The organism is Lentzea sp. NEAU-D7 (assembly GCF_026242055.1).
Classification (GTDB): Bacteria; Actinomycetota; Actinomycetes; order Mycobacteriales; family Pseudonocardiaceae; genus Lentzea.
Genome location: NZ_JAPJDL010000022.1, coordinates 134166 through 157881, shown reverse-complemented (window position 1 = coordinate 157881; position 23716 = coordinate 134166). Strand labels below are relative to the sequence as shown.

Below are 23716 nucleotides of genomic sequence, written 5' to 3'. Positions count from 1 at the left end.
GCGTCCTAGTCGTCCAAGTCAGGCGCATACAAGGGGCAACGTGCGGCGGACTGATCAGGTTCACCGGGCCGGAGTCGCCCGATCGACCTACATTTCCATTCGTGCGCGAAGTGTTGTGCGCCCTGTTGCTCCTTCTGGGCCCTCCGCCGGGGGCCGATCCGACCATGCCCGGTTGCCTCGGTGGCATCGCACCGGATCCGCGGGCCGGTGCGATCGCCGGACCCGGCACCACCCGATCCGTGCTGGCCGCGGTCCCGGGAGGCGTCTACGACCTGTCGGTCTGGGCGGGCAGCCGGGCACCCGGACCCGCGACGGCGACCGGGCTGCGGTTCCTCGACCCCGCCGGCGTCCAGACCGGGCGGACCTACGCGCTGCGGGCCTCGCGTGAAACCAGGCGCCAGAACAGTTACGGCATGGTCGCACCGCGTGACGCCGCGACCGTCGAGTTCTTCGCCACCGCGACCACGGAGATCCACTGGGACTGCGTGTTCCTCAGGGTGTCCGCCTACGACCTCACGCTCGAGGCCGGGCAGGGCACCCTGAAGATCACCGTCACCAACACCGGGAGCGAACCGCTCACCGGCCTGAAGCTCACCGGCTGCGGCGACTCGCCGCCGTTCGACCTGGAGGACCAGGTGGTCCGCACCTGTCCAGGCAGCGCCCCGGCCACCGCGACGGTGACCGGAGCGCTCTACTGGAACGGTGCGCTACCGGACTCCTCAGAGAGTCTCGACCTCGGTCACGGGGTCGGGGACCAGCCACAGCACCCCGGAGGGCGGCAGCTGCAGGATCGCTGAGAACGGCCGCCCGTGCCACGGCCTGGTCTCGGCCTCGACGCCACCGAGGTTGCCCACGCCCGAACCGCCGTAGTGCGTGGCGTCGGTGTTCACGAGTTCCTTCCAGCGTCCGGGGGACGGCAGGCCGACGCGGTAGTCGTGGTGCGGCGACCCGGAGAAGTTCGCCACGCAGGCGAGCGTCGAGCCGTCCTCACCGATCCGCAGGAACGACAGGACGTTGCCGCCCGAGTCGTTCGCGTCGATCCACTGGAACCCCTCGGGCGTGACGTCGTGCGAGAACAACGCCGCGGCCGTCTTGTACACCGAGTTCAGGTCGCGCGTCAGCGCCTGGATGCCCTGGTGCAGCGGCTCCTGCTCGACGAGGTGCCAGTCGAGCGACCGCGACTCCGACCACTCCTGCCGCTGCCCGAACTCGCCGCCCATGAACAGCAGCTGCTTGCCCGGATGCGCCCACATGAACGCCAGCAGCGACCGCACGCCGGCGGCCTTGTTCCAGTCGTCGCCCGGCATCCGGGTCCACAGCGAGCCCTTGCCGTGCACCACCTCGTCGTGCGAGAGCGGCAGCACGAAGTTCTCGCTCCACGCGTACACCAGCGAGAACGTCATCTCGTTGTGGTGGAACGAGCGGTGCACCGGCTCACGCGAGAGGTAGTGCAGCGTGTCGTGCATCCACCCCATGTTCCACTTGAAGCCGAACCCGAGCCCGCCCAGGTGGGTCGGCCGCGTGACGCCCGGCCACGCCGTCGACTCCTCGGCGATCATGACCACGCCGGGGTGCCGCTTGTAGACCGTCGCGTTCAGCTCCTGCAGGAACCGCACCGCGTCGAGGTTCTCCCGGCCGCCGAACTCGTTGGGCAGCCACTGGTCCGCCGGACGCGAGTAGTCGAGGTAGAGCATCGACGCGACGGCGTCCACGCGCAGGCCGTCGAGGTGGAACTCCTCGATCCAGTACAGCGCGTTCGCGACCAGGAAGTTCCGGACCTCGTTGCGCCCGAAGTCGAAGACGTACGTGCCCCAGTCGAGCTGCTCACCGCGGCGCGGGTCGGCGTGCTCGTACAACGGCGTGCCGTCGAACTTCGCGAGCGCCCAGGCGTCCTTCGGGAAGTGCGCCGGCACCCAGTCGACCAGCACGCCGATGCCGCGCTGGTGCAGCGCGTCGACGAAGTACCGGAAGTCGTCGGGCGAGCCGAACCGCGAGGTCGGCGCGTAGTACGAGGTGACCTGGTAACCCCACGAGCCGCCGAACGGGTGCTCGGAGACCGGCAGCATCTCGACGTGCGTGAAGCCCATGTCCTCGCAGTAGTCCGCGAGCTCGGCGGCCAGCTCCCGGTAGCCGAGACCCGGCTTCCACGAGCCGAGGTGCACCTCGTAGATCGACATCGGCGCGTTCGTCCAGTTCGTGGCCTCGCGGCGCGCTTCCCACTCCGCGTCCTGCCACTGGTACTCGGACCGCGTGACGACCGAGGCCGTCTGCGGCGGGACCTCCGTCGCGAACGCCATCGGGTCGGCCTTCTCGTGCCAGACGCCGTCCTGGCCGAGGATGCGGAACTTGTACCGCGAGCCCACCACGACGTTCGGCAGGAAGACCTCCCACACGCCGCTGGAACCCATGGAGCGCAACGGGTTCGCGCGTCCGTCCCAGCCGTCGAAGTCGCCGGTCACGCGCACGCCGCGCGCGTTCGGCGCCCACACCGCGAACGAGACGCCGGTGACGTCACCGGCGATCGTCTCGTAGCAGCGGACGTGTGCGCCGAGCACGTCCCAGAGCCGTTCGTGCCGGCCCTCGCCGATGAGGTGCAGGTCGAGCTCGCCGACGGTCGGCAGCCACCGGTACGGGTCGTCGACCTCGACCGTGTGGTCGCCGTAGGACACCAGCAGCCGGTAGTCGCCGGGCGCTTCGGGCAGCTCGCCCTCGAACAGCGCGTCGGCGATCCGTGGCAGCTCGACCTGCTTGTCACCCCATGAGATGGCGACCGACGTCGCGCCTGGGCGCAACGCCCGCGCGATCACCTGGTCGCCGACGGTGTGCACACCCAGCACCGAGTGCGGGTCGTGGTGCGCACCTGACAGGAGCCGGTCCAGGTCGGCCTTCACGGCTTACTCTCCTCCGCTAGTCATCCGGGCGATCGACGACAGCGGAACCGTCAACCACTCCGGCCTGTTGGCGTGCTCGTATGCGACCTCGTAGACGGCCTTGTCCAGCTCGAACGCGCGCAGCAGGTGCGCGTGGTCGCGCGGGTCGCCCGCCACCTCGGCGTAGCCGTCGCAGAACGCCGCCCGGTTCCGCTTCGTCCACTCCATCGCGCGGTAGGCGAGCTGGTCGTCGTCGGGCTGCCCGATGAGCAGCTGCCTGGCCGCGTAGTCGAACGACCTCAGCATCCCCGCCACGTCGCGCAACGGCGACCGCAGCGCGAGGCGGTCCTCGACCGTCGCCGCCGGCTCGCCCTCGAAGTCGATCAGCAACCAGCCGTGCACGGTCCGCAGCACCTGACCGAGGTGCAGGTCGCCGTGGATGTGCTGGATCGGGATAGCACCGATGTGGTGGCGGGCCTCCTCGAACGCGGCGCGCAACGGCACCTCGTGGCGGCCCAGCTCCGGCACCGCCTCCAGCACGACGCCCAAGCGCCGCTGCATGCCCTCGATGGCGCGCTCGATCGCGTCCTCGTCCGCGATCCGCGTGCCCATCGCCTCGGCGAGGTCGGCGTGCACCTTCGCGACGGCGTGGCCGAGGCGTTGCGCCTCGCCCGCGAAGTCGCCGCCGACCTCGAACGCGTGCAGGTCGGCCTCGGCCATCAGGTCGCGCACCGAGGTCTTGGCCATGTCCCAGCCCTCGACCGCGTCCGGCAGGAACTCCTGCAGCATCGCGAGCGTGATCTGCTGGTCGTTCAGGGTGGTGGAGATCGAGCCCAGCGGCTGCGCGATGTGCTCGCAGCCGACCGACCGCAACGCGCGGTGCATCGTCAGGTCCCGGTTCTCGCCGTTCGCGAGCTTGCGGAAGATCTTCAGGATGTACTGCTGGCCGTAGATCAGCGACGTGTTGGACTGCTCGACGCCGATCGGCCGCCCGCGCAGGCCCGACCGCAGCTCGGTGCCGGGCTCGTGCGCGAACGTGATGCCGTCGACGGTGTACCCGGACGCGATCCGGTCGAGCAGCACGCCGTTGTGCTCGGGGTCGAGCAGGACGTCCCAGGCGCCGGTGCTCAGGCTCAACGCGCCCTGGTAGCTCTCGGTGCGTCCGGGCTGTTCGACCTCGAAGATCACGTGCACCAGGTCGCCGTCCACGAGCGTCGTCCTCAGTGGACGGACGGCCGTGATCGGCTTGTCCTTACCGCCGAACCACCTGGCGGCCGGGAGCAGATCGGGTAGCGAGGCGGCCAGCTTCTCGACCAGTTCGTGGGGATCGGTCACGCGCGGTTCACCTCATCTCGCTGTCGTCGCCCGCCTCTACCAGCTGGAACCAGTAGAAACCGTGACCCGGGAGGGTCAACAGGTAGGGGAGTTCCCCGATCGCGGGGAATTTGACACCTCCGGTGAGCTCCATCGGCGCGTAGTCGCGGTGCTCGGAGAGGTCCAGCTCGACGGGTTGCGGGAAGCGCGACAGGTTGTTCACGCAGAGCACGATGTCCTCGCGGCCGTCCGGGCGCTTCCACTGCCGCTTGTAGGCGAGCACGCTCGGGTTCGAGCCGCCGAGCTCGGTGAAGTCGCCCTCGGCGAACGCGTGGTGCTGCTTGCGCACCTCGATCATGTGCCGGGTCCAGTTGAGCAGCGATGTCGAGCTGTTGAGCTGGGCCTCGACGTTCAGGCCCTGGTAGCCGTAGACCGGGTCCATGATCACCGGCAGGTAGATCCGGCCGGGGTCGCAGGAGGAGAAGCCCGCGTTGCGGTCCGGGGTCCACTGCATCGGCGTGCGCACGGCGTCGCGGTCCTGCAGCCAGATGTTGTCGCCCATACCGATCTCGTCGCCGTAGTACAGAACGGGCGATCCGGGCAGCGACAGCAGCAGCGCGGTGAACAGCTCGTGCTGGTTGCGGTCGTTCTCCAGCAGCGGTGCGAGGCGGCGGCGGATGCCGATGTTCGCCTTCATCCGCGGGTCCTTGGCGTACTCCGAGTACATGTAGTCGCGTTCTTCGTCGCTGACCATCTCGAGCGTGAGCTCGTCGTGGTTGCGCAGGAAGATGCCCCACTGGGCGTTCTCGGGGATCGACGGCGTCTGCGCGAGGATCTCCGAGATCGGGAACCGCGACTCGCGCCGCACCGCCATGAAGATCCGCGGCATCAGCGGGAAGTGGAACGCCATGTGGCACTCGTCGCCGCCGACCGCGGGGTCGCCGAAGTACTCGACCACGTCCGACGGCCACTGGTTCGCTTCGGCCAGCAGCACCCGGCCGGGGAACTCGTCGTCGACGACCTTGCGGCACTTCTTCAGGAACTCGTGGGTGCGCGGCAGGTTCTCGCAGATCGTGCCCTCCTCTTCGAAGAGGTACGGCACGGCGTCGAGGCGGAACCCGTCGATGCCGAGGTCGAGCCAGAACCGCAGGATGTCGAGCATCGCCTCCTGCACTTCCGGGTTCTCGTAGTTGAGGTCCGGCTGGTGGCTGAAGAAGCGGTGCCAGAAGAACTGCCCGCGCACCGGGTCGTAGGTCCAGTTCGACGTCTCCGTGTCGACGAAGATGATCCGCGCGTCGCTGTAGCGCGAGTCGTCGTCGCTCCACACGTAGTAGTCGCCGTACGGGCCGTCCGGGTTCTGCCGCGACTCCTGGAACCACGGGTGCGCGTCGGAGGTGTGGTTGAGCACCAGGTCGGTGATCACGCGGATCCCGCGCCGGTGCGCCTCCTCCAGCAGGTACACGAAGTCCTCGACGGTGCCGAACTCGGGCAGCACCGCGCGGAAGTCGCTGATGTCGTACCCGCCGTCGCGCAGCGGCGAGGCGTAGAACGGCGGCAGCCAGAGGCAGTCGACGCCGAGCCACTCCAGGTAGTCGAGGCGCGAGGCGAGACCGCGGAGGTCGCCCGTGCCGTCGCCGTTGGAGTCGCTGAAGGCGCGGACCAGCACCTCGTAGAAGACAGCGCCCTTGAACCAGTCCGGGTTGGCGGATGCCGGTTTCGCCGACTTGAAGTCCTCAGCCTGAGGTTCGACCAGGAAGCCGTCGTCGTCGATGGCTTCTCCGGTGTGCGGTGTTCCTTCCAGCCCGAGCGCAGCGTCGGGACGGGAGTCGTCGGCCATGGGTTCCCACCTCGTCGGGGGTTGTGCGGGTTGATCAGCTGAAACGGCGCTGCAAGCTCACGACGTGCGCGGTGGCGCGCCACGGCTCGAGGCGGACGTAGTTGGCCTGTCCCCAGTCCCACGTCTCGCCGGTGACCTCGTCGTGCGCGATCACCCGCTCGTGCCAGTCGAACCCGAGGTCGGGCAGGTCGAGGTACAACGTCCCCTCCTGCGCGTTGTGCGGGTCGAGGCTGACCACGACGACGACCGTGTCGCCCGTTTCCGGGTCACGCTTGGAGTAGGCGACCAGCGCGTCGTTCTCGATGCTCTGGAACTTCAGCGTGCGCATCTGCTGGAGCGCGGGATGCGCCTTGCGGATGTGGTTGAGCTTGCGCAGCCACGGTTCGAGACTACGTCCGTCCGCCAGTGCACGGGCGTAGTCGCGAGGCCGCAACTGGTACTTCTCGGAGTTGAGGTACTCCTCGCTTCCGGGCTTCACGGCCTCGTGCTCGAAGAGCTCGTAGCCGCTGTACACGCCCCACGTGGGGGAGAGGGTGGCAGCGAGAGCCGCGCGCAGCCCGAACATCGCCGGGCCACCGTGCTGCAGCGACTCGTGCAGGATGTCCGGCGTGTTCACGAAGAGGTTCGGCCGGGCCTCGTCCCAGTGGTCGCGGACGTCCTCGCCGAACTCGATCAGCTCCTGCTTGCTCGTCCGCCACGTGAAGTACGTGTAGGACTGCGTGAAGCCGAGCTTGGCCAGGCCGTACAGGCGGGCCGGGCGGGTGAAGGCCTCCGCCAGGAACAGCGTGTCCGGGTAGACCTCCTTCACCTTCCAGATCAGCCACTGCCAGAAGTCCGGCGGCTTGGTGTGGGGGTTGTCGACCCGGAAGATCCGCACCCCGTGCTCGGCCCAGTACAGGACCACGCGCAGCACCTCGTGGTAGAGGCCCTGCGGGTCGAGGTCGAAGTTGATCGGGTAGATGTCCTGGTACTTCTTGGGCGGGTTCTCGGCGTACGCGATCGTGCCGTCGGGCTGCGTCGTGAACCACTCCGGGTGCTTGAGCACCCACGGGTGGTCGGGCGCGCACTGCAGCGCGAAGTCGAGCGCCACCTCGAGGCCCAGCTCCTTGGCGCGTTCGACGAGCGCGTCGAAGTCCTCGATCGTGCCGAGCTGCGGGTGGATCGCGTCGTGCCCGCCCTCGTCCGCGCCGATCGCCCACGGTGATCCCGTGTCCTCGGGGGTCGCCACGAGCGTGTTGTTGGGGCCCTTGCGGTTGACTCGGCCGATCGGGTGGATCGGCGGGAAGTAGACGACGTCGAAGCCCATCGCCGCAACCCGGTCGAGCTCCTTGGTCGCCGTGGCGAACGTGCCGTGCACCGCCTGGCCGGTCTCGTCGATCCCGCCGGTGCTGCGCGGGAAGAACTCGTACCAGGAGCCGTAGGCGGCCTTCTTCCGGTCGCACCAGATCTTGTACGTCCTGCCCTTGGTGATCAGCTCGCGCACGGGGTGCTCGAACATCACCTTCTGCACGTCGGCGGCGAAGGCCGGCGCGACGCGTTCGGCGAGCGGCCGGTTCTCGTCCCGCAACGCCGCCGCCGCGGACGTGAGCAGTGCTCGCTCTTGTCGCCTATCGGGTCGCCTTGCCACCCGATCGAGTAGTCCTGCTCCGATTTCAAGATCGTTTGCGAGATCACCGGGACCCTGTCCCGCCGCGATCTTCACCTCAACGGCGTGGTTCCAGGTGCCCCAGGGGTCACTCCACGCATCGATCCGGAACGTCCAGGCGCCTTCGGCGTCCGGAACCACGGTCGCGCCCCACCGGTCGAGGCCGATCCCGACCTCGTGCATGCGCGTCTGACGAGCGACTCGGTCGTTCGGTCCGCGCCAGCTGACTGTGGCCGCGAGTTTGTCGTGTCCCTCGCGCCACACCGTGGCCGCAACCGGAATCTGTTCTCCCACAACGGCTTTGGCTGGATACCTGCCAGCCGACACCACCGGGGATACGTCGTCGATACCGAGCCGTCCGCTCATCGGCAGCGCCCTTCCGCCGTGTCGCTTCGCGTTGATGCGTCAAATCCTGCCTTGCTCGATCAAGCCGTGTGACAGCGGGTTGCCCCATCTAGATCCGTACCCCACCACTGTCGATCGCACACCTCAAGCGTTGATCGTGTCCAGGGTCTCTCGGCCACGTTCCCGGCATGTGGCGTCCTCTCCATTGGACTCTTCCCGTACAACTCACCGTGTTAAGGGCGCGCTACAGGTACCGTGCGCGCGTGAACAAGCTTGGAGGTCGCTACGTCCTGCTCGATCAGCTCGGCGCCGGTGCCATGGGTGTCGTGTGGCGAGCACGCGACGAGTTCCTGCACCGTGACGTGGCGGTCAAGCAGCTGCTTCTGAACGACGTCGAGTCGAACGAGTTCCACGAGGCCGTGCAGCGCGCCATGCGCGAGGGCCGCATCGCCGCCCGGCTGCAGCACCCGAACGCGATCGCCGTGTACGACGTCGTGGTCGAGGACGGCAAGCCCTGTCTTGTCATGGAGTATTTGCCGTCCCGCAACCTCTCCTCGGTCCTGGAACGCGGCCCGATGCCTCCTCAGGAGGCGGCGCGGATCGGTTCGCTGGCCGCCGGCGCGCTGGCCGCAGCCCACAGCGCGGGCATCGTGCACCGCGACATCAAGCCCGGCAACGTCCTCATTGGACGCGACGGCACGGTGAAGATCACCGACTTCGGCATTTCGCGCGCTTTGGGCGATGTGGCCGTGACGAAGACCGGCATGCTCGCGGGCACCCCCGCGTACCTGGCGCCGGAACTGGCCCGCGGTGCCGAGCCCGCGCCGCCCTCGGACGTGTTCTCGCTCGGCGCGACGATCTACGCGATGACCGAGGGCGAGCCGCCGTTCGGCAAGAGCACGAACGACCTGGGCCTGCTCTACAAGGTGGCGCGGGGTGAGACCCGCCCGCCGACGCGCTCGGGCCCGCTCACCGGCCTGCTGACCCGGCTCCTCGCGAACGAGCCGTCGCAGCGCCCCACCGCCGCCCAGGCCGCCGAGGAGCTGAAGGCGATCGCGTCCGGCGCCCCGGTCCCCGTCACCCGTGTGATCCCGCCGCGCCCGATGACGCCGCCGACCGGCACCGCCGTGATGGGCGCCGCGGGGCCGGGCACCGTGCAGGGCCCGCCGCGCACGATGCCGCCGCAGGCGCCGCGCACCCGGCCGCCCGCGCCGCTGCCCGCGACCTACGACGACTACGAGCCCGAGCCCGAACCGAAGAAGAGCAACCGGGGTCTCGCGGTCGCGGCCGCCGTCCTCGGCGTGCTCCTGATCTCCGGCGTCGCCTACGCGATCATCTCGAACTACGGGGGCGACTCGACCGCGGGTGGCCCCAGTTCGACGCCGGTGACCACGTCGGAGACCCCGGAGCCCACCTACGGCAAGCCGACCACCAACCCCCCGGCCAAGACGACCGAGAAGCAGACGCCGTCGCAGACCAAGCCGAGCCAGCCGCCGTCGTCGAAGCCGCCCGCCACCAAGTTCTCGGTCGCCCAGATCACCACCTTCGTGAAGCAGCACTACGCGAAGCTGCCGTCGAACGTCGACGCCGCCCGCGGCGACTGGGACCCGGCCCAGGCGCCGGGCGCGGCCGAGGAGAAGGAGTTCTGGGGGCAGTACTCCAAGATCGCGATCAAGGAGGGGCCGCTGGTGAACGCGAACGAGGACGGCACGTTCACCGTCACGACGCTGCTGGAGCTGACCGAGAAGGAAACGAACAAGGCGACGACCGAGGAGCACACGCTCAAGATCTCCGGCAAGGGCGACAAGCCGCTGATCACGGACGAGCAGCGGGGTTGATCGGGGTCCGAAGTATCCGCTGCTCACGGCCGGTCCCCGTCTTGACCGGTTCTGCAAGTCGTTGCAGGTGTGGCCGGGAACGTTGTCAGGCACTCAGGGGTGGCAGGTAAGTTCGCTCGTCATGCGAGCACTTCGCCGGTTCACCGTCCGAGCCAGCCTGCCGGAGCCCTTGTCCGCGCTGAGCACGCTCGCCACCAACCTGCGCTGGACGTGGCACCCGCCCACGCAGGACCTCTTCGCCTCGATCGACCCCCGTGTCTGGTCCGAGGTCGGTGGCGACCCGTTGCGCCTGCTCTCCGTCGTCGACGCGGGAAAGCTGGAGTCGCTGGCGCGAGATGAGCAGTTCCTGCTCAAGCTCCACGCGCTCGCGAGCGACCTGGAGCGGTACGTCCAGGGCCCGCGCTGGTACCAGCGCAGGCAGGACGAGATCGCCCAGCGCCGCGAGCACGGGGCACCAGACACACCGCTGCCCACGAGCGTCGCGTACTTCTCCATGGAGTTCGGCGTGCACGAGGCATTGCCCAACTACTCGGGCGGCCTCGGCATCCTCGCGGGCGACCACCTCAAGGCAGCCTCCGACCTGGGCGTTCCGCTGATCGCCGTCGGCCTGCTCTACCGCTCCGGGTACTTCCGGCAGTCGCTGTCGCTCGACGGCTGGCAGATCGAGCACTACCCGGCGCTCGACCCGCGCGGGCTGCCGCTGGAGCTGCTGACCGAGCCGTCCGGGCTGCCGCTGCTGGTCCACGTGGCCATGCCGGGCGACCGGATGCTGCGCGCCAAGATCTGGAAGGCGCAGGTCGGACGCATCCCGCTGCTCCTGCTCGACTCGGACGTGGAGCAGAACGACGAGGACCTGCGCGGCGTCACCGACCGGCTCTACGGCGGCGACCAGAACCACCGGATCCGCCAGGAGATCCTCGCCGGCATCGGCGGCGTGCGCGCCGTGCGCACGTTCTGCGAGCTCACCGGCCACCCGCAGCCCGAGGTCTTCCACACCAACGAGGGCCACGCCGGGTTCCTCGGCCTGGAGCGGATCCGCGAGTACATCACCAACGACGGTCTCGACTTCGACCAGGCGTTGACGGCCTCGCGCGCGGGCGCGGTGTTCACGACGCACACGCCGGTGCCCGCCGGCATCGACCGCTTCCCGGTCGACCTGGTCCAGCACTACTTCGGCGCCGAGAACCTGGTCCCCGGCGTGAACACCCAGCGCATCCTCGCGCTGGGTGCCGAGGACAACCCGGGCATGTTCAACATGGCTCACATGGGCCTGCGGCTCGCCCAGCGCGCGAACGGCGTGTCCAAACTGCACGGTGAGGTCAGCCGGGACATGTTCCGCGGCCTCTGGCCGGGCTTCGACGCCACCGAGGTGCCGATCGGTTCGGTCACCAACGGCGTGCACGGGCCGACGTGGGCCGCGACCGAGATGAGCAAGCTGCTCGGAGCGTCCGAGGCAGACAGCCACACGAGCAACGGCCTCGGCATCGGCGCGTTCGAGCCGGTCACCGACGCCGGGCTGTGGGAGCTGCGGTCGACGCTGCGCGGCCGGCTCGTCGACGAGGTGCGCCGCCGCGTGCGCGAGTCGTGGCTGCAGCGCGGCGCGTCGGCGCTGGAGCTGGGCTGGACCGACTCGGTCTTCGACCCCGACGTGCTGACCGTGGGCTTCGCACGGCGCGTGCCGACGTACAAGCGCCTCACGCTGATGCTGCGCGACCCGGAGCGGCTGCGTTCGCTGCTGCTGCACCCCGAACGGCCCGTGCAGCTCGTCGTGGCGGGTAAGTCGCACCCGGCCGACGACGGCGGCAAGGCGCTGATCCAGCAGATCGTGCGTTACGCCGACGAGGCGGGCGTGCGGCACCGGATCGTGTTCCTGCCGGACTACGACATGTCCATGGCCCGGTACCTGTACTGGGGCTGCGACGTGTGGCTGAACAACCCGATGCGCCCTCTCGAAGCGTGCGGTACGTCCGGCATGAAGGCGGCGCTGAACGGCGGCCTCAACCTCTCCATCCGCGACGGCTGGTGGGACGAGCTGTACGACGGCTCGAACGGCTGGGCCATCCCGACCGCGGACGGGGTCAACGACCCGGTCCGCCGGGACGACCTGGAGGCCAACGCGCTGTACGACCTGCTCGGTTCGCAGGTCGCGCCGCTGTTCTACGACCGGGGCGAGGACGGCGTGCCGACCCGCTGGATGTCGATGGTCCGGCACACGCTGGCCTCGCTCGGCCCGGTGGTGCAGGCCTCGCGCATGGTCCGCGAGTACGTCGAGACCTACTACGCGCCGGCCGCCGCGTCCGCGCAGAACGTCGTCGGTGAGGGCTACCGGGGCGCCAAGGAGCTCTCCGCATACCGGCACCGGCTGCGCGCGTCGTGGACGCGGGTGCGGGTGCTCGACAGCGACCTGGTGATCAGCGGCTCCTCGGTGCCGGTGCTCGGAGCGCCCGTCATCGTGCGGGCACGGGTCGAACTGGCCGGGCTGGAGCCGTCCGAAGTGGACGTCCAGGTCGTGCTGGGCAAGGTGTCGCACGACTCCGACGAGCTCAAGGACATCGTGTCCGCGCCCATGAACTACGCGGGCAACGGCAACTACGAGGCCGAGGTGCCGCTGCCGCACGCCGGAGCGCTCGGCTACACCGTGCGCGTGCTGCCGCGCCACGGCCTGCTGGCGACCTCCGCGGAACTCGGCAGGGTCGTTCTGGCCGGCTGATCGCTCCACGGCACTGACTCAGGGCATCCGGCCCGCCTGAAAACGGCGGGCTGGATGCCCTGATGTGTTCGTCTTCCTTGTTGCCTGTTCACTGGTCGTGATCTGGGGCAGGCCTGTACCCCTCGAACTCCTTCGCTCAAACGAATGAGCCCTTTTTCGAGCGGGTGAATTCACGATCTCCGCTGGTAGGAGCCTGGATGCGGACTTACGCTCCTGGACGTGGAATGAACCGCACGGGAATTCGCCGAAAGCTTTCTCGGAGCGGCTCCAAATGAATTGCGCTTTGAGGAAGAAGGTAGCCGTGAAGAAGACGATTACCGCACTCTCGCTCGTCGCCGCTCTGTTCACCGCCTCGACCATCCCGGCTGCCAGTGCGTCGCCCGCCGCGCCAGAACTCCCAGCCGCCTGCGCCGGTCTCGTGACGGACTTCGTCGCGAAGCTCAAGAAAGCCGTCGGCGGTCTCGTGCCCGTGCCCAACGTGGAAGCCGTGAAACCGTTGATCGGTGACCTCCTCGGCCTCGTGACAGCGATGCAGAACGCCGGATGCCTACCGACACCACCTGTCAGCGCGCCGGGCGTACCCCTGCCGGCGAGGGCCGCCGAGTACACGGGTCCGGCCGACCAGTGCCTGCCCGTCGTGTTGAACCTGATCTCGGCCATCGCAGGGCTGGGCGGCACGGTCCTCGGCGCCGCGGGCGGGCCCCCTGACGTCGGCAAGATCACCACGATGCTGACCGCGGTGCTCGACACCGTCAAAGAACTGCTGAGCAAGTGCGGCCTGCCGGCGCCTCCCGGTGGCCTGCCGACGCTGCCCGGCGTGCCGCTGCCGGTGGAGAAGGGCTGATCTGATCGCGGGGTGGGAAAGGGCCCGTCACCGTTCCCGGTGACGGGCCCTTTGCCGTGCGTGCTGTTCCGTTCGAAGGTCAGCTGATCTGCAGGCGGGCGCGGGTCGCCGCCACCCGCGGACTCCAGCCCGCGAGCTCGTGCGCCTCGGCCACGAGTTGGCGGGCCTTCGCGTTGTCGCCGTCCGCCATCCACGCCCGCGCGATGGTGATCAGGTCGTCGGCACGGCCCTGCGCGTTCTCGCTCGACTCGGCCGAGCAGCCCGCGAGCCGCCTGGCCTTCGCGGTGTCGCCCTCGATCAACGCCATGATCGCCAGCGTCCCGTTCGCGCGGTGTTTCGGATATCCGGCCTCGTAGGCGGTGCCGAACATGCTGCGCGCGGTCTCCAGCCCCACCTCCGCGGGGAACTGTCCCGCCTCGACCGCCAGCACGGCGACCCCCGCGGTGGTGGCCATGACGAACGCCAGGTCGCGCGTGCTCAGGTCCTCGCGACCGGTCAGCCCGGTCACCGTCCGCAGCGCTTCGAGGTACCGCTCGCGGGCGCAGGACGTCACCACCTCGAGTCCGACGACGGTGATCAGGTCGGGGTGCTCGCGCGCCAGCTCGGCGCAGACGCGCTCGGCCTCGTCGAGGTCACCGCGCTGGTAGGCGTCCATGCCGGCGAGCACGCCGGGCCCTGCCTCCAGCTCGCCGAGCGGCCGTCCGGAGAGCTTCGGCAGCGAGAACACGAACCAGCCCAAGCTCGTGTTGCCCGGCCGCTGGACCGGCACGAGTTGCCAGAACAAGCAGGTGGTGGCGGCGAGCGCCATGCCCTTGCCGAACGCGCTGCCGGTGGCGAGCCACGTCACCGCCGCGACCACCGCGCAGAAGACGATCGCGAACGCTCCGGTGAGGACGGTCCGCCGGCGCACCCCCGGCTTCAGCCCGGTGATCCCGATGGTCGCGAGCGCGGGGATCCGGCGCAGGACGAGCCGCTGGTGCGCCCACGTCCACGACTTGAGCTCACCGCCGATGCCGATGATCACGTGCGTGATCCGGAGTCCGAACAGGACGGCGCCGAGTGCCAGGCCGGCCTGGGCCGCGGTCAGCTCCACGATCAGGCCGACCAGCGCTCCCGCCAGGCCGAGGTGGAACTCCGGGAGGGTCCAGGCGATCGTTCCGGCCACCACGAGTGCCGTCACGACCCAGCGCGCAACTGTCACGATCACCAGACGTTACCGGCGTGGCAGCGGTTCCACGGTCAGACCACGGGCTGTGTGCCGCCCTCGCGGATCGGCAGGCCGGCCGCGCGCCAGCCCCGGTATCCGCCGACGAGGTCCGTCGCGTTGGGCAGCCCGACCCGTTGCAGGTCCCGGGCCGCGAGCGACGACGCCCAGCCCTCGTTGCACACGACGACGACGGTCGTGTCGGCGGTGAAGCCCGGCAGCCGCCACTCGCCGGCCGGGTCGAGCCGCCACTCCAGCACGATCCGCTCGACCACGACGGAGTTCTCGATCTCGCCCTCGGCCAGGCGGTTGTGCGCGGGCCGGATGTCGACGACGAGCACGTCGTCCAGCGCGAGCACCTCGTGCGGTTCCAGCCGCTTGAGGTGCGACCGGGCGTCTTCGAGGATGGTGTCGAGGTTGCTCACGGGCCCTCCAGGTCGGCCAGCTGACGCAGTTCGGCCAGCGGCAGGCGCTGCGCGGGCAGGGGTGGGATCGAGTCGGGGATGTCGTGCAGCGAGGCGTACTCGCGGGTCGGCACGAGCGGCGGCGAGTAGGCGTGCACGGTCGCGGCCGGCGCCTCGAACGGGTTCAGCACCTGGTGCGCGCGTCCGGACCCGAAGCCCAGCGCGTCGCCGGTGTCGCGCACCGCGGACCGGATCGGCCCGGCGGGGTAGCGGTAGTCCTCCCGCAGCCTGCCGGTCAGCACGGTGAACGACCCGGCCGAGCCGCCGTGGTCGTGCGGTTCGGTGCCCTGGCCCGGCAGCCACGACAGCAGCCACAGCTCGACGCCCTCGGTCAGCCCCAGCCGCGCCCACCAGCGGCGTTCGGTCGAGTAGTCGAGGATCTGGAGCAGCCCGGTGGTCAGCTCGCTCGCCACGAACGAGGTGAGGTCGCGCAGCTCGCGCGGCGTCCACAGGTCGCGCGACGGGTGGATCACGTCACGCAGCAGCCGGCTGTCCAGCACCGGGTGGAGGTCGAATTGATCATGGTCGGCATACGTCGAGGTCACGCACTCGCTCCTGAAGGCCGCGTCGGGTACGGGTAGCGATCAAGACGCGACGCAGGGCGCTGTCAGCGCGTGCGTCGCGTCGAGCTACACCCGCACGACGCCACGAGAACGAGGTCGATCGTGCGGTCCGTCCAGCAATAGACGACCACGGGCGTGATGGTGCCAGACGCGCTCTGAATGTGGCTAGAGCGTCCATTTGCCGGAAGAACCTCGGACACAGAGTCAAGTGACCGCAAGGAGTTCAGCGCGGTATGCGGAGCAGCAGCAACGAGCGCGCGGGCACGGTGAGCTTCTCCCGCGGCGCGAAAGAACCGGGATTCGCGGGGGAGCCGTCCGGCGTCGTCGTGTCGAGGAACGGCTCGTACGCCGGCCCGTAGCGCTCGTGCGGCAGCGTCACGCTGATGGCGTCCGCACCGGCGTGCATCAGCATCAGCCACGAGTCGTCGGACACGAGCTCGCCGTCCCGTGTGCGGGAGAGGCAGTTCGAGCCGTCGATGAACATGCCGAGCGTGCGGCGGCCCTCGTCGAACCAGTCCGTCTCGGCCATCTCCTGCCCGTCCGGCCGGAACCACACCAGGTCGGGGTTGCCGCTGGGCGTCGTGCGGCCCTCGAAGAACTCGGGCTGCCGCAACGCCGGTGACGACGCGCGCAGGTCGATCAGCCGCTGCGTGAACCCCAGCAGCGCCTCGCTCGCGTCGCTCCTCGTCCAGTCGACCCACGAGACGCGGTTGTCGAGGCAGTACGCGTTGTTGTTGCCGCCTTGGGTGCGCCACATCTCGTCGCCCGCCGTCATCATGGGCGTGCCGGTCGACAGCAGCAGCGTCGAGAGCAGGTTCCGCGCCTGCTGCGCCCGCAGCGCGAGGATCTCGGGATCGGACGTCTCACCCTCGGCACCGCAGTTCCACGAACGGTTGTCGTTCGTGCCGTCGCGGTTGTCCTCGCCGTTCTCCTCGTTGTGCTTGTCGTTGTACGACACCAGGTCCCGCAGCGTGAACCCGTCGTGCGCGGTGATGAAGTTGATCGACTGCCACGGCCGGCGCAGGTCGTCCGCGTAGAGGTCGCTCGACCCGGAGAGCCGGTACGCGAGGTCGCGCACGGACGTGTGGCCGCGCCAGAAGTCCCTGACCGTGTCGCGGTAACGGCCGTTCCACTCGGCCCACTGCATGCCGAAGTCTCCGACCCGGTAGCCGTCGCCCGTCGCGTCCCACGGCTCGGCGATCAGCTTGGACCGGCACAGCACCGGGTCCGTCGTGATGGCCGTGAGCAGCGCCGAGTCGCGGTCGAAGAACCCGCCGCCCGGCCGGCCCATCGTCGAGGCGAGGTCGAACCGGAACCCGTCGACGCCCATCTCCTCGGCCCAGTACCGCAGCGAGTCGGTGACCAGCCGCACGACCTGCGGCGACCCGGCGTCCAGCGTGTTGCCGCAGCCGGTGATGTCGACCGTGCTGCCGCCGCCGGCGTGCAGGTAGTACCCCGGCGCGTCGTAGCCGCGGAAGCAGATCGTCGGCCCGCCGGGACCGCCCTCGCAGGTGTGGTTGTAGACGACGTCGATCAGCACCTCGATGTTCGCCGCGTGCATCGCCGCGACCATCGTGCGGAACTCCTGGACCTCGTTGCCGGGCTCGCTCGCGTACGCGGCGTGCGGCGCGCAGTAGCCCAGCGGCGAGTAGCCCCAGTAGTTGGTCGCGCCCCTGCTCAGCAGCGACGGCTCGTCCTGGAAAGCCTGGACCGGCAGCAGTTCGACGGTCGTGACGCCGAGCCGGGTGAGGTGCTCGATCGCCGCCGGGTGCGCGAGCCCGAGGTACGTGCCGCGCAGCTTCTCCGGGATCTCCGGGTGGTTCTTCGTGAAGCCCTTGACGTGCATCTCGTAGATGACCGCCTCTTCGAACGGCACGTCGGGCTTCATCCCCGTGTCCGCGCCGCCCGGTGAGCTGACGACCGACAGGGGGACGCTGCCGAGCGAGTCGACCGCGGACGGCGGCCCGTGCATCGGGTCGCCGACGTAGCCGAGCGAGGCCTCCAGGTTCGTGATCCCGCCCTCGATCTGCCGCGCGTACGGGTCGACCAGCAGCTTCGCCGGGTTGCAGCGCAGCCCGCGCCCCGCGTCGTACGGCCCGTGCACCCGGAACCCGTACCGCTGGCCGGGGGTGACGCCCGGCACGAGACCGTGCCAGACGCCGAACGTCCGTTCGGTCAGCTCGACCCGTTTCTCGGTGCCGTCGTCGTCGACCAGGCAGACCTCGACCGCGTCGGCGACGTGCGACGTCACCGCGAACCGGACACCGCCTGCCTCGGCGTGTGCCCCCAGTGGGAACGGTCGGCCTGCCAGCACCTCGGACTCGGGTCGCGTAGCCATGCCTCCGATCTTGGCATCCGATACCGACAAAAAACTTGAGAGTTCACACAGGCGGCGCAGCGGGCTCACCCGGCGCGAGGGACACCCCGATGGGTGGTCGGTGCGAGGCCGTTCGGAAGAATGGGGGCGTGGCGGACGTCGACGTGACAGATCTGGTCGTGCACATGGCGGGCGTATCGGTCCGCCGAGGCAAGAACACGCTGGTCGGAAACATCGACTGGAGCGTGGAACTGGACGAGCGCTGGGTGGTGCTGGGCCCGAACGGCGCCGGCAAGACCACCCTGCTGAGGCTCTCCAGCGCCGACCTGCACCCGACCAAGGGCAAGGTCCACCTCCTGGGTGAACGTCTGGGCAAGACGGACGTCCAGGAGCTCAAGCCCCGGATCGGCCTGTGCTCCGCGGCCCTGGGCGGCCGCATCCCGCCGGACGAGACGGTCGTCGACCTGGTCGTCTCCGCCGGGTACGCGGTGCTCGGCCGCTGGCGCGAGGAGTACGGCAAGCAGGACACGGACCGCGCCCGCGAGCTGCTCGGCACCCTCGGCATGGCGCACCTCGCCGACCGCCTCTACGGCACGCTGAGCGAGGGCGAGCGCAAGCGCACGCTGATCGCCCGCGCGTTGATGACCGACCCCGAGATGCTGCTGCTCGACGAGCCCGCCGCGGGCCTCGACCTCGGCGGCCGCGAGGACCTGGTCGCGAAGCTGTCGGAGCTGGCGATGGACCCGGACGCGCCCGCGATGGTGCTGGTCACGCACCACGTCGAGGAGATCCCGCCCGGCTTCACCCACGCGTTGCTGCTGCGCGAGGGCTCGATCGTGGCCCAGGGCCTCCTGGAGGACACCCTGACCGAGGAGAACCTCTCGAAGACGTTCGGCCAGGATCTCGAATTGCAGAAGTCCGGGGACCGCTTCTTCGCCCGCAGGAAAGTTTGAGAAGCTACCGCTAGGTAACGTGACGGCAGTCGGACGGCATCGCGAGTTCGCGTCGGGGGGGGGGGGGGGGCGGGGGGGGCGCCCCCCCCCGCGCCGGGGGGCCCGCCAAGAGGGCCCGCCCCCCCCGCAGATCCCCCCCCGCCCGCGGCGTGCCGGGCGCCCGCGCCCCCCCCCCCCCCCCACTTCCCGGCGAACTCGCCGCCGTCTGCGAAGCAGCGGCAAAGGAGCATAGTGGCTGAGTTCGTGAGGCTTGAGGTCGAGGACGGGATCGGCACGATCCGCCTGGAGCGGCCGCCGATGAACGCCCTGAACCGGCAGGTGCAGACCGAGCTCCAGGCCGCCGCGAAGGAGGCCTCGGAGCGTTCGGACGTCTACGCGGTCATCGTCTACGGCGGCGAGAAGGTCTTCGCGGCCGGCGCGGACGTCAAGGAGTTCGCGCAGATCTCCCACGCCGAGATGACGCTGCGGGCCAAGGGCCTGTCCGACGCTCTCGGCGCGCTCGCCTCGGTGCCGAAGCCGACGGTCGCCGCGATCACCGGGTACGCGCTGGGCGGCGGCTTCGAGGTCGCTCTCGGCTGCGACCGCCGCATCGCCGGCGACAACGCGAAGGTCGGCCAGCCCGAGATCCTGCTCGGCCTGATCCCCGGCGGTGGCGGCACGCAGCGCCTCGCCCGCCTGATCGGTCCGTCGAAGACCAAGGACCTGCTCTACACCGGCCGGTTCGTCGGCGCCCAGGAGGCGCTCGAGATCGGCATGGTCGACGAGGTCGTCGCGCCCGACGACGTGTACGCCGCGGCCGTGCGGTGGGCCAAGCAGTTCGTCAACGGGCCGGTGCTCGCGCTGGCCGCGACGAAGGCCGCCGTCGACGGCGGCCTCGACACGGACCTGGAGTCGGGTCTGAAGCTCGAAAGCCACCTCTTCGCTGCGCTGTTCGCGACGGAGGACAAGAAGACGGGCGTGGAGTCGTTCATCGAGAACGGGCCCGGAAAGGCGAAGTTCAGTGGCAACTGACCCGGCACCCAACCCGCACGCGACGGCTGAAGAGGTCGAGGCGGCGTACAAGGACACCAAGCTCGCGCAGGTGCTCTACCACGACTGGGAAGCGGGCACGTACGACGAGAAGTGGTCGATCTCGTACGACGACCGCTGCATCACCTACGCGACGGACCGCTTCCGCGCCGCCGCGGGTGACGTCGGCCCGTACGAGCACGCGCTGGAGCTGGGCTGCGGCACGGGCTTCTTCCTGCTGAACCTCATGCAGGGCGAGGTGATCAAGAAGGGTTCGGTCACCGACCTGTCGCCCGGCATGGTCGAGGTGGCGCTGCGCAACGCCGAGCACCTCGGTCTCGACGTGGACGGCCGGGTCGCCGACGCCGAGCGGATCCCGTACGACGACAACACGTTCGACCTCGTCGTCGGCCACGCGGTGCTGCACCACATCCCCGACGTGGAGGCGGCGATGCGCGAGGTGCTGCGGGTGCTCAAGCCCGGCGGCAGGTTCGTGTTCGCGGGCGACCCGACGAACATCGGCAACTTCTACGCCCGCAAGCTCGGCCAGGCGACGTGGTGGCTGACCACCAACATCACCAAGGCCGTGCCGGTGCTGGGCGACTGGCGCCGTCCGCAGGAGGAGCTCGACGAGTCCTCCCGCGCGGCCGCGCTGGAGGCCGTGGTCGACCTGCACACGTTCGACCCGGACCAGCTGGAGGCCACGGCTCGTCGCGCCGGTGCCGTCGGCGTCCGCGCGGTGACCGACGAGCTGTCCGCGGCTCTGTTCGGCTGGCCGGTGCGCACGTTCGAGGCCGCCGTGCCGCGCGAGAAGCTGGGCTTCGGGTGGGCGATGTTCGCCTACCGCACCTGGCAGAACCTCTCGTGGGTCGACCAGAACGTGCTCGCGAAGGTGCTGCCGCGCGAGGTGTTCTACAACGTGTCGATCACCGGCCAGAAGATCTCCTGAGTTGGGGTACGCGTTCACCTCCGCCGACGTGGCGTTCCTGCGCTCCGCCGCCGGAACCGCCGCGCTGGCCGAGGTGGACGCGCTGCCCTTCTCCGACGCCTCCCGGTTGCGCGACGTCGAGACGGCCCGAAAGCGGCTGGGTCCCGGGTTCGCCCCTGTCGTGGAGACCGTGCTGCTGCGGCGTCGCGCGGTGTCCAAACTGGACTCCGCCGCGTCCTGGCTCTTCACCGACGACGCGTTGCAACAGGCCACGGCCTCCGCCGTCGCCCGGCACCGCGCGCTGCGGTTCGCCGGTCGCTCGGTGCACGACGTCACCTGTTCGGTCGGCGCGGACCTCTTCGCGCTGAGCGAGGTGGCCTCCGTCTGCGTCGGCTCTGACCTCGACCCCGTGCGGGTCGCCATGGCGCGCAACAACGTTCCGGGCCAGCTCGTCGCCGTCGCCGATGCACTGCGTCCGGTGTCGCGGGCTTCGGCCGTCACCGCGGACCCCGCTCGCCGCGACTCGTCCGGCCGCCGCAAGTGGAACCCCTCGGACTTCGTGCCGCCGCTGGACGAGCTGTCCGAGGTGTACGCGGGCGTGGACCTCGCGGTGAAGTGCGCGCCCGGCATCGATTTCGCCGTCGCGCCGTGGGCGGCCGAGATCGAGATCGTGTCCCTCGACGGCGCGGTCCGCGAGGCCTGCCTGTGGACGCGAGGCCTTGCCACGCCGGGGGTTTCGCGCCGCGCCACCGTGCTGCACGGAGCCGGCTCGTGGACCCTGACGGACGCCGAACCGGACGACTGCCCGGTCGCCGCGCCCGGCGAGTGGCTCGTCGACCCGGACGGCGCGGTCGTGCGCGCCGGTCTGGTGCGTCATTACGCGGCCCGGCACGGGTTGTGGCAGCTCGACGAACGCATCGCGTACCTGAGCGGGCCCAAGCCTCCCGCGGGCATCCGGGCGTTCCGCGTGCTCGAACACGGGCACTACACGGACAAGTCGCTCAAGTCGTTGCTGAAGACGCGGTCGGTCGGCCGGCTGGAGATCTTGGTGCGCGGCCTCGACGTCGACCCGAACACGATGCGCAAGCGCCTGAAGCTCTCCGGTTCCGCATCGGCCACGGTCGTGCTGACCAGGATCGGCTCAAAGCCCGTCTTCGTGCTGTGCGAGGCTGAGCGCACCTAGCAGCAGGTCGAGACGGGTCTCGTCGTACTCCGGCCGCAGTCTCCCGCCCTGCGTGAGCGTCGCGATGCCGTGCAGCGAGCTCCAGAAGACCTCCGTCAACGCCTCCAGGTGCCGGTCGCCTCGGACGGGTTCGACCGCGGCGACCAGTTCTCCGAACGCGTCGAGCAGTTCCTGCGGCACCTCGTCCGTGCCCCACGGGATGTCGGACTGCTGCACGAACATCGCGTCGTAGAGCGCGGGCCTTCGTCGCGCGAACTCCAGGTACGCCTCCGCCGCCGCTCGCAGCCGTGACTCGCCTCGTGACGGACGGGCCTTGCGCAGCAGCCGGGCCAGCTCGCCGCACCCCTGGATCGCGACGGCGCGCACGATCGCGTCCTTGCCCTTGAAGTGGCTGTAGAGCACCGGCTGGCTGTACTCGACCTTCTCGGCGAGCCTGCGCGTGGTGACCGCGTCCCAGCCCTCCGCCTCGGCCAGGTCCCGGGCGGCGTCGATGATCAGCTGATGGCGTTCGGCGCGCTCGCGCTCACGCCGGTTCTGGATCGTCACGCCGCTGAATCTAGCACTGCTAGACATCCGAGCGCCTCTAGTGTTAGCGTCGCTCTTGTCGCTAGCACTGCTAGAACTTCTCGGAGGATGCAATGCGTTTGGCCACGATCATGGGCTGGCTCGTCGTAGCGGCGGGCTTCTACTTCGGCCTGAGCTACCTGCTCAACGGCGACGGATCGGCTGCGGGCTTCGGCATCACCGACCCGGCCGGCTACTACGTCGTGAAGGGCGTGCGCGACCTCGCCTACGCGCTGACTGCCCTGATCCTGCTGCTGATGGGCCAGCGCCGTGCCCTGGGCTGGGTGGTCCTCGCGGACTCGATCATCCCCATCGGCGACTGCCTGGCCGTGATCACGCACGGCGGCACAGTGGGCTACGCGCTCGCGGTGCACGGTTCGGCGGCGGTGCTCGTCCTGTTCACAGCGGCGTTGCTGCTCAGGGAGACAGCGCCCGCACGGCCTCACGCAGTTCCGGCTCAGTGATCTCCTCGACCAACAGCCCGGTCAGCACCTGGAACGCACGCCGCAACTCGTCGGGATGGGTGGACAGCACCAACGTCCCGGCGAACGCGCCCGCGTCCCGCAGGTCGTCCAGCCCCCGCCCCTGCACCGCGTTCACACCTTCGCGCAGGCACCACAACGACATGACGTGGTCCCTCATGCCGTTGAGCATGTAGAGCGCCTGCCACCCGCGCCCGCGCGCGATGGACGACCGCGCGTGCAGGGCGTACAACCAGGCGAGCCCGATCACCTCGTCCCGATCGGGCTGCCGGGCCGGGGGCACGGCGTTCGCCTCGCCGAACAACAGCTTGAACGTCGGCCCGGTCGCCCCGAACTCGTCCGAGGGCCAGAACGCGATGTCCACCTGCAACGTGGACCGCATCAGGAACACGCGGAACAAGGTCTTCCCGTGCCGCACGTCCAGATGACCGACCGCCCCGCACGCGTACATCAAGGCGGTCCAGTCGACCACCACCGCGTCGACGTCCCGCTCGACCGACAACGCGAAGTCGATGTCCGACCAGCGGTCCTCCCGGCCCACCGCCGCGGACCCGGTCAGCGCGGCACCGACCACGCGCGGATCGACGTCGGCCGCGTTGACGAGATCACGACGCAACTGGTCGCGTTCGGAAACCGAGAACACGCTC

19 protein-coding genes are annotated in these 23716 nt (G+C 69.7%); 9 read left to right on the top strand and 10 right to left on the bottom strand.

Annotated features, from left to right (window positions below; all coding sequences use genetic code 11):
* Positions 1–101 precede the first annotated feature (101 nt).
* A complete protein-coding gene (locus ORI60_RS35315; RefSeq protein ID WP_266042345.1) occupies positions 102–797 on the top strand; it encodes a hypothetical protein in 696 nt (231 codons plus the stop codon).
* On the opposite strand, the gene glgB is transcribed toward ORI60_RS35315, so the two are convergent.
* Genes glgB through ORI60_RS35295 form a run of 4 tightly spaced genes read right to left on the bottom strand, consistent with a single transcriptional unit; the run spans position 720 to position 8032 of the window.
* Positions 720–2891: a 1,4-alpha-glucan branching protein GlgB gene (glgB, locus tag ORI60_RS35310; RefSeq protein WP_266042344.1), complete on the bottom strand. Its 2172-nt coding sequence runs from the start codon at positions 2889–2891 to the stop codon at positions 720–722. The genes ORI60_RS35315 and glgB overlap by 78 nt on opposite strands.
* Before the next feature lie 3 nt (positions 2892–2894).
* Positions 2895–4205, bottom strand: coding sequence for an aminoglycoside phosphotransferase (locus ORI60_RS35305; RefSeq protein ID WP_266042343.1), 1311 nt, complete (start codon positions 4203–4205; stop codon positions 2895–2897).
* A gap of 7 nt (positions 4206–4212) precedes the next feature.
* Positions 4213–6021 (bottom strand): maltose alpha-D-glucosyltransferase, encoded by a 1809-nt coding sequence (treS, locus tag ORI60_RS35300; protein WP_266042342.1) that lies wholly within the window; start codon positions 6019–6021, stop codon positions 4213–4215.
* 34 nt (positions 6022–6055) lie between these two features.
* Positions 6056–8032 (bottom strand): alpha-1,4-glucan--maltose-1-phosphate maltosyltransferase, encoded by a 1977-nt coding sequence (locus ORI60_RS35295; protein ID WP_266042341.1) that lies wholly within the window; start codon positions 8030–8032, stop codon positions 6056–6058.
* Between the two features lie 242 nt (positions 8033–8274).
* On the opposite strand from ORI60_RS35295, the gene ORI60_RS35290 reads away from it, so the two are divergent.
* From ORI60_RS35290 to ORI60_RS35280, 3 genes are all read left to right on the top strand, one after another.
* Entirely contained in the window at positions 8275–9849 is a 1575-nt protein-coding gene (locus ORI60_RS35290) for a serine/threonine-protein kinase (RefSeq protein WP_266042340.1), read from the top strand.
* Between the two features lie 121 nt (positions 9850–9970).
* Positions 9971–12559 carry an alpha-glucan family phosphorylase gene (glgP, locus tag ORI60_RS35285; RefSeq protein ID WP_266042339.1) on the top strand — a complete coding sequence of 863 codons (2589 nt, stop codon included), beginning with the start codon at positions 9971–9973 and terminating at the stop codon, positions 12557–12559.
* A 301-nt stretch (positions 12560–12860) separates the two neighbouring features.
* Complete coding sequence (locus tag ORI60_RS35280; protein ID WP_266042338.1) at positions 12861–13403, top strand: hypothetical protein; 543 nt, start codon at positions 12861–12863, stop codon at positions 13401–13403.
* 79 nt (positions 13404–13482) lie between these two features.
* On the opposite strand, the gene ORI60_RS35275 is transcribed toward ORI60_RS35280, so the two are convergent.
* The 4 genes from ORI60_RS35275 to glgX form a co-directional block, all read right to left on the bottom strand.
* The gene (locus tag ORI60_RS35275) at positions 13483–14604 is read right to left on the bottom strand and encodes a hypothetical protein (RefSeq protein ID WP_266042337.1); all 1122 of its coding nucleotides are present in this window, start codon (positions 14602–14604) and stop codon (positions 13483–13485) included.
* 38 nt (positions 14605–14642) lie between these two features.
* Positions 14643–15032, bottom strand: a complete 390-nt coding sequence (locus tag ORI60_RS35270; protein WP_266042336.1) for a rhodanese-like domain-containing protein — start codon at positions 15030–15032, stop codon at positions 14643–14645.
* The gene (locus tag ORI60_RS35265; protein WP_266042335.1) at positions 15029–15616 is read right to left on the bottom strand and encodes a cysteine dioxygenase; all 588 of its coding nucleotides are present in this window, start codon (positions 15614–15616) and stop codon (positions 15029–15031) included. Before ORI60_RS35265 ends, ORI60_RS35270 begins: the two co-directional genes overlap by 4 nt.
* Before the next feature lie 241 nt (positions 15617–15857).
* Positions 15858–17972 (bottom strand): glycogen debranching protein GlgX, encoded by a 2115-nt coding sequence (gene glgX, locus ORI60_RS35260; protein ID WP_266042334.1) that lies wholly within the window; start codon positions 17970–17972, stop codon positions 15858–15860.
* A gap of 89 nt (positions 17973–18061) precedes the next feature.
* Here glgX and ORI60_RS35255 point away from each other — a divergent pair, with 89 nt between their 5' ends.
* From ORI60_RS35255 to ORI60_RS35240, 4 genes are all read left to right on the top strand, one after another.
* Entirely contained in the window at positions 18062–18904 is an 843-nt protein-coding gene (locus ORI60_RS35255; RefSeq protein ID WP_416234539.1) for an ABC transporter ATP-binding protein, read from the top strand.
* A 231-nt stretch (positions 18905–19135) separates the two neighbouring features.
* Positions 19136–19915, top strand: a complete 780-nt coding sequence (locus ORI60_RS35250) for an enoyl-CoA hydratase/isomerase family protein (protein ID WP_266042333.1) — start codon at positions 19136–19138, stop codon at positions 19913–19915.
* Complete coding sequence (locus ORI60_RS35245) at positions 19905–20861, top strand: class I SAM-dependent methyltransferase (RefSeq protein WP_266042332.1); 957 nt, start codon at positions 19905–19907, stop codon at positions 20859–20861. Before ORI60_RS35250 ends, ORI60_RS35245 begins: the two co-directional genes overlap by 11 nt.
* A 1-nt stretch (position 20862) precedes the next feature.
* On the top strand, positions 20863–22023 hold the full coding sequence (locus tag ORI60_RS35240; RefSeq protein WP_266042331.1) for a THUMP-like domain-containing protein: 1161 nt from the start codon (positions 20863–20865) through the stop codon (positions 22021–22023).
* Here the strand turns inward: ORI60_RS35240 and ORI60_RS35235 are convergent.
* Positions 21982–22569: a TetR/AcrR family transcriptional regulator gene (locus ORI60_RS35235; RefSeq protein WP_266042330.1), complete on the bottom strand. Its 588-nt coding sequence runs from the start codon at positions 22567–22569 to the stop codon at positions 21982–21984. The genes ORI60_RS35240 and ORI60_RS35235 overlap by 42 nt on opposite strands.
* A gap of 92 nt (positions 22570–22661) precedes the next feature.
* Between ORI60_RS35235 and ORI60_RS35230 the strand changes: the two genes are divergently transcribed.
* Complete coding sequence (locus tag ORI60_RS35230; RefSeq protein ID WP_266042329.1) at positions 22662–23051, top strand: DUF4267 domain-containing protein; 390 nt, start codon at positions 22662–22664, stop codon at positions 23049–23051.
* Here ORI60_RS35230 and ORI60_RS35225 read toward each other — a convergent pair.
* A complete protein-coding gene (locus ORI60_RS35225) occupies positions 23005–23712 on the bottom strand; it encodes a nucleotidyltransferase domain-containing protein (RefSeq protein WP_266042328.1) in 708 nt (235 codons plus the stop codon). The two genes, ORI60_RS35230 and ORI60_RS35225, sit on opposite strands and share 47 nt — an antisense overlap.
* Positions 23713–23716: the final 4 nt, after the last annotated feature.

Excerpts from the sequence above, each read along its gene's own strand:
- ORI60_RS35295 (WP_266042341.1), bottom strand. The coding sequence starts at position 8,032 with ATGAGCGGACGGCTCGGTATCGACGACGTATCCCCGGTGGTGTCGGCT.
- glgP (WP_266042339.1), top strand. The coding sequence starts at position 9,971 with ATGCGAGCACTTCGCCGGTTCACCGTCCGAGCCAGCCTGCCGGAGCCC.
- glgX (WP_266042334.1), bottom strand. The coding sequence starts at position 17,972 with ATGGCTACGCGACCCGAGTCCGAGGTGCTGGCAGGCCGACCGTTCCCA.
- ORI60_RS35255 (WP_416234539.1), top strand. The coding sequence starts at position 18,062 with ATGGGTGGTCGGTGCGAGGCCGTTCGGAAGAATGGGGGCGTGGCGGAC.
- ORI60_RS35230 (WP_266042329.1), top strand. The coding sequence starts at position 22,662 with ATGCGTTTGGCCACGATCATGGGCTGGCTCGTCGTAGCGGCGGGCTTC.
- treS (WP_266042342.1), bottom strand. The coding sequence starts at position 6,021 with ATGGCCGACGACTCCCGTCCCGACGCTGCGCTCGGGCTGGAAGGAACA.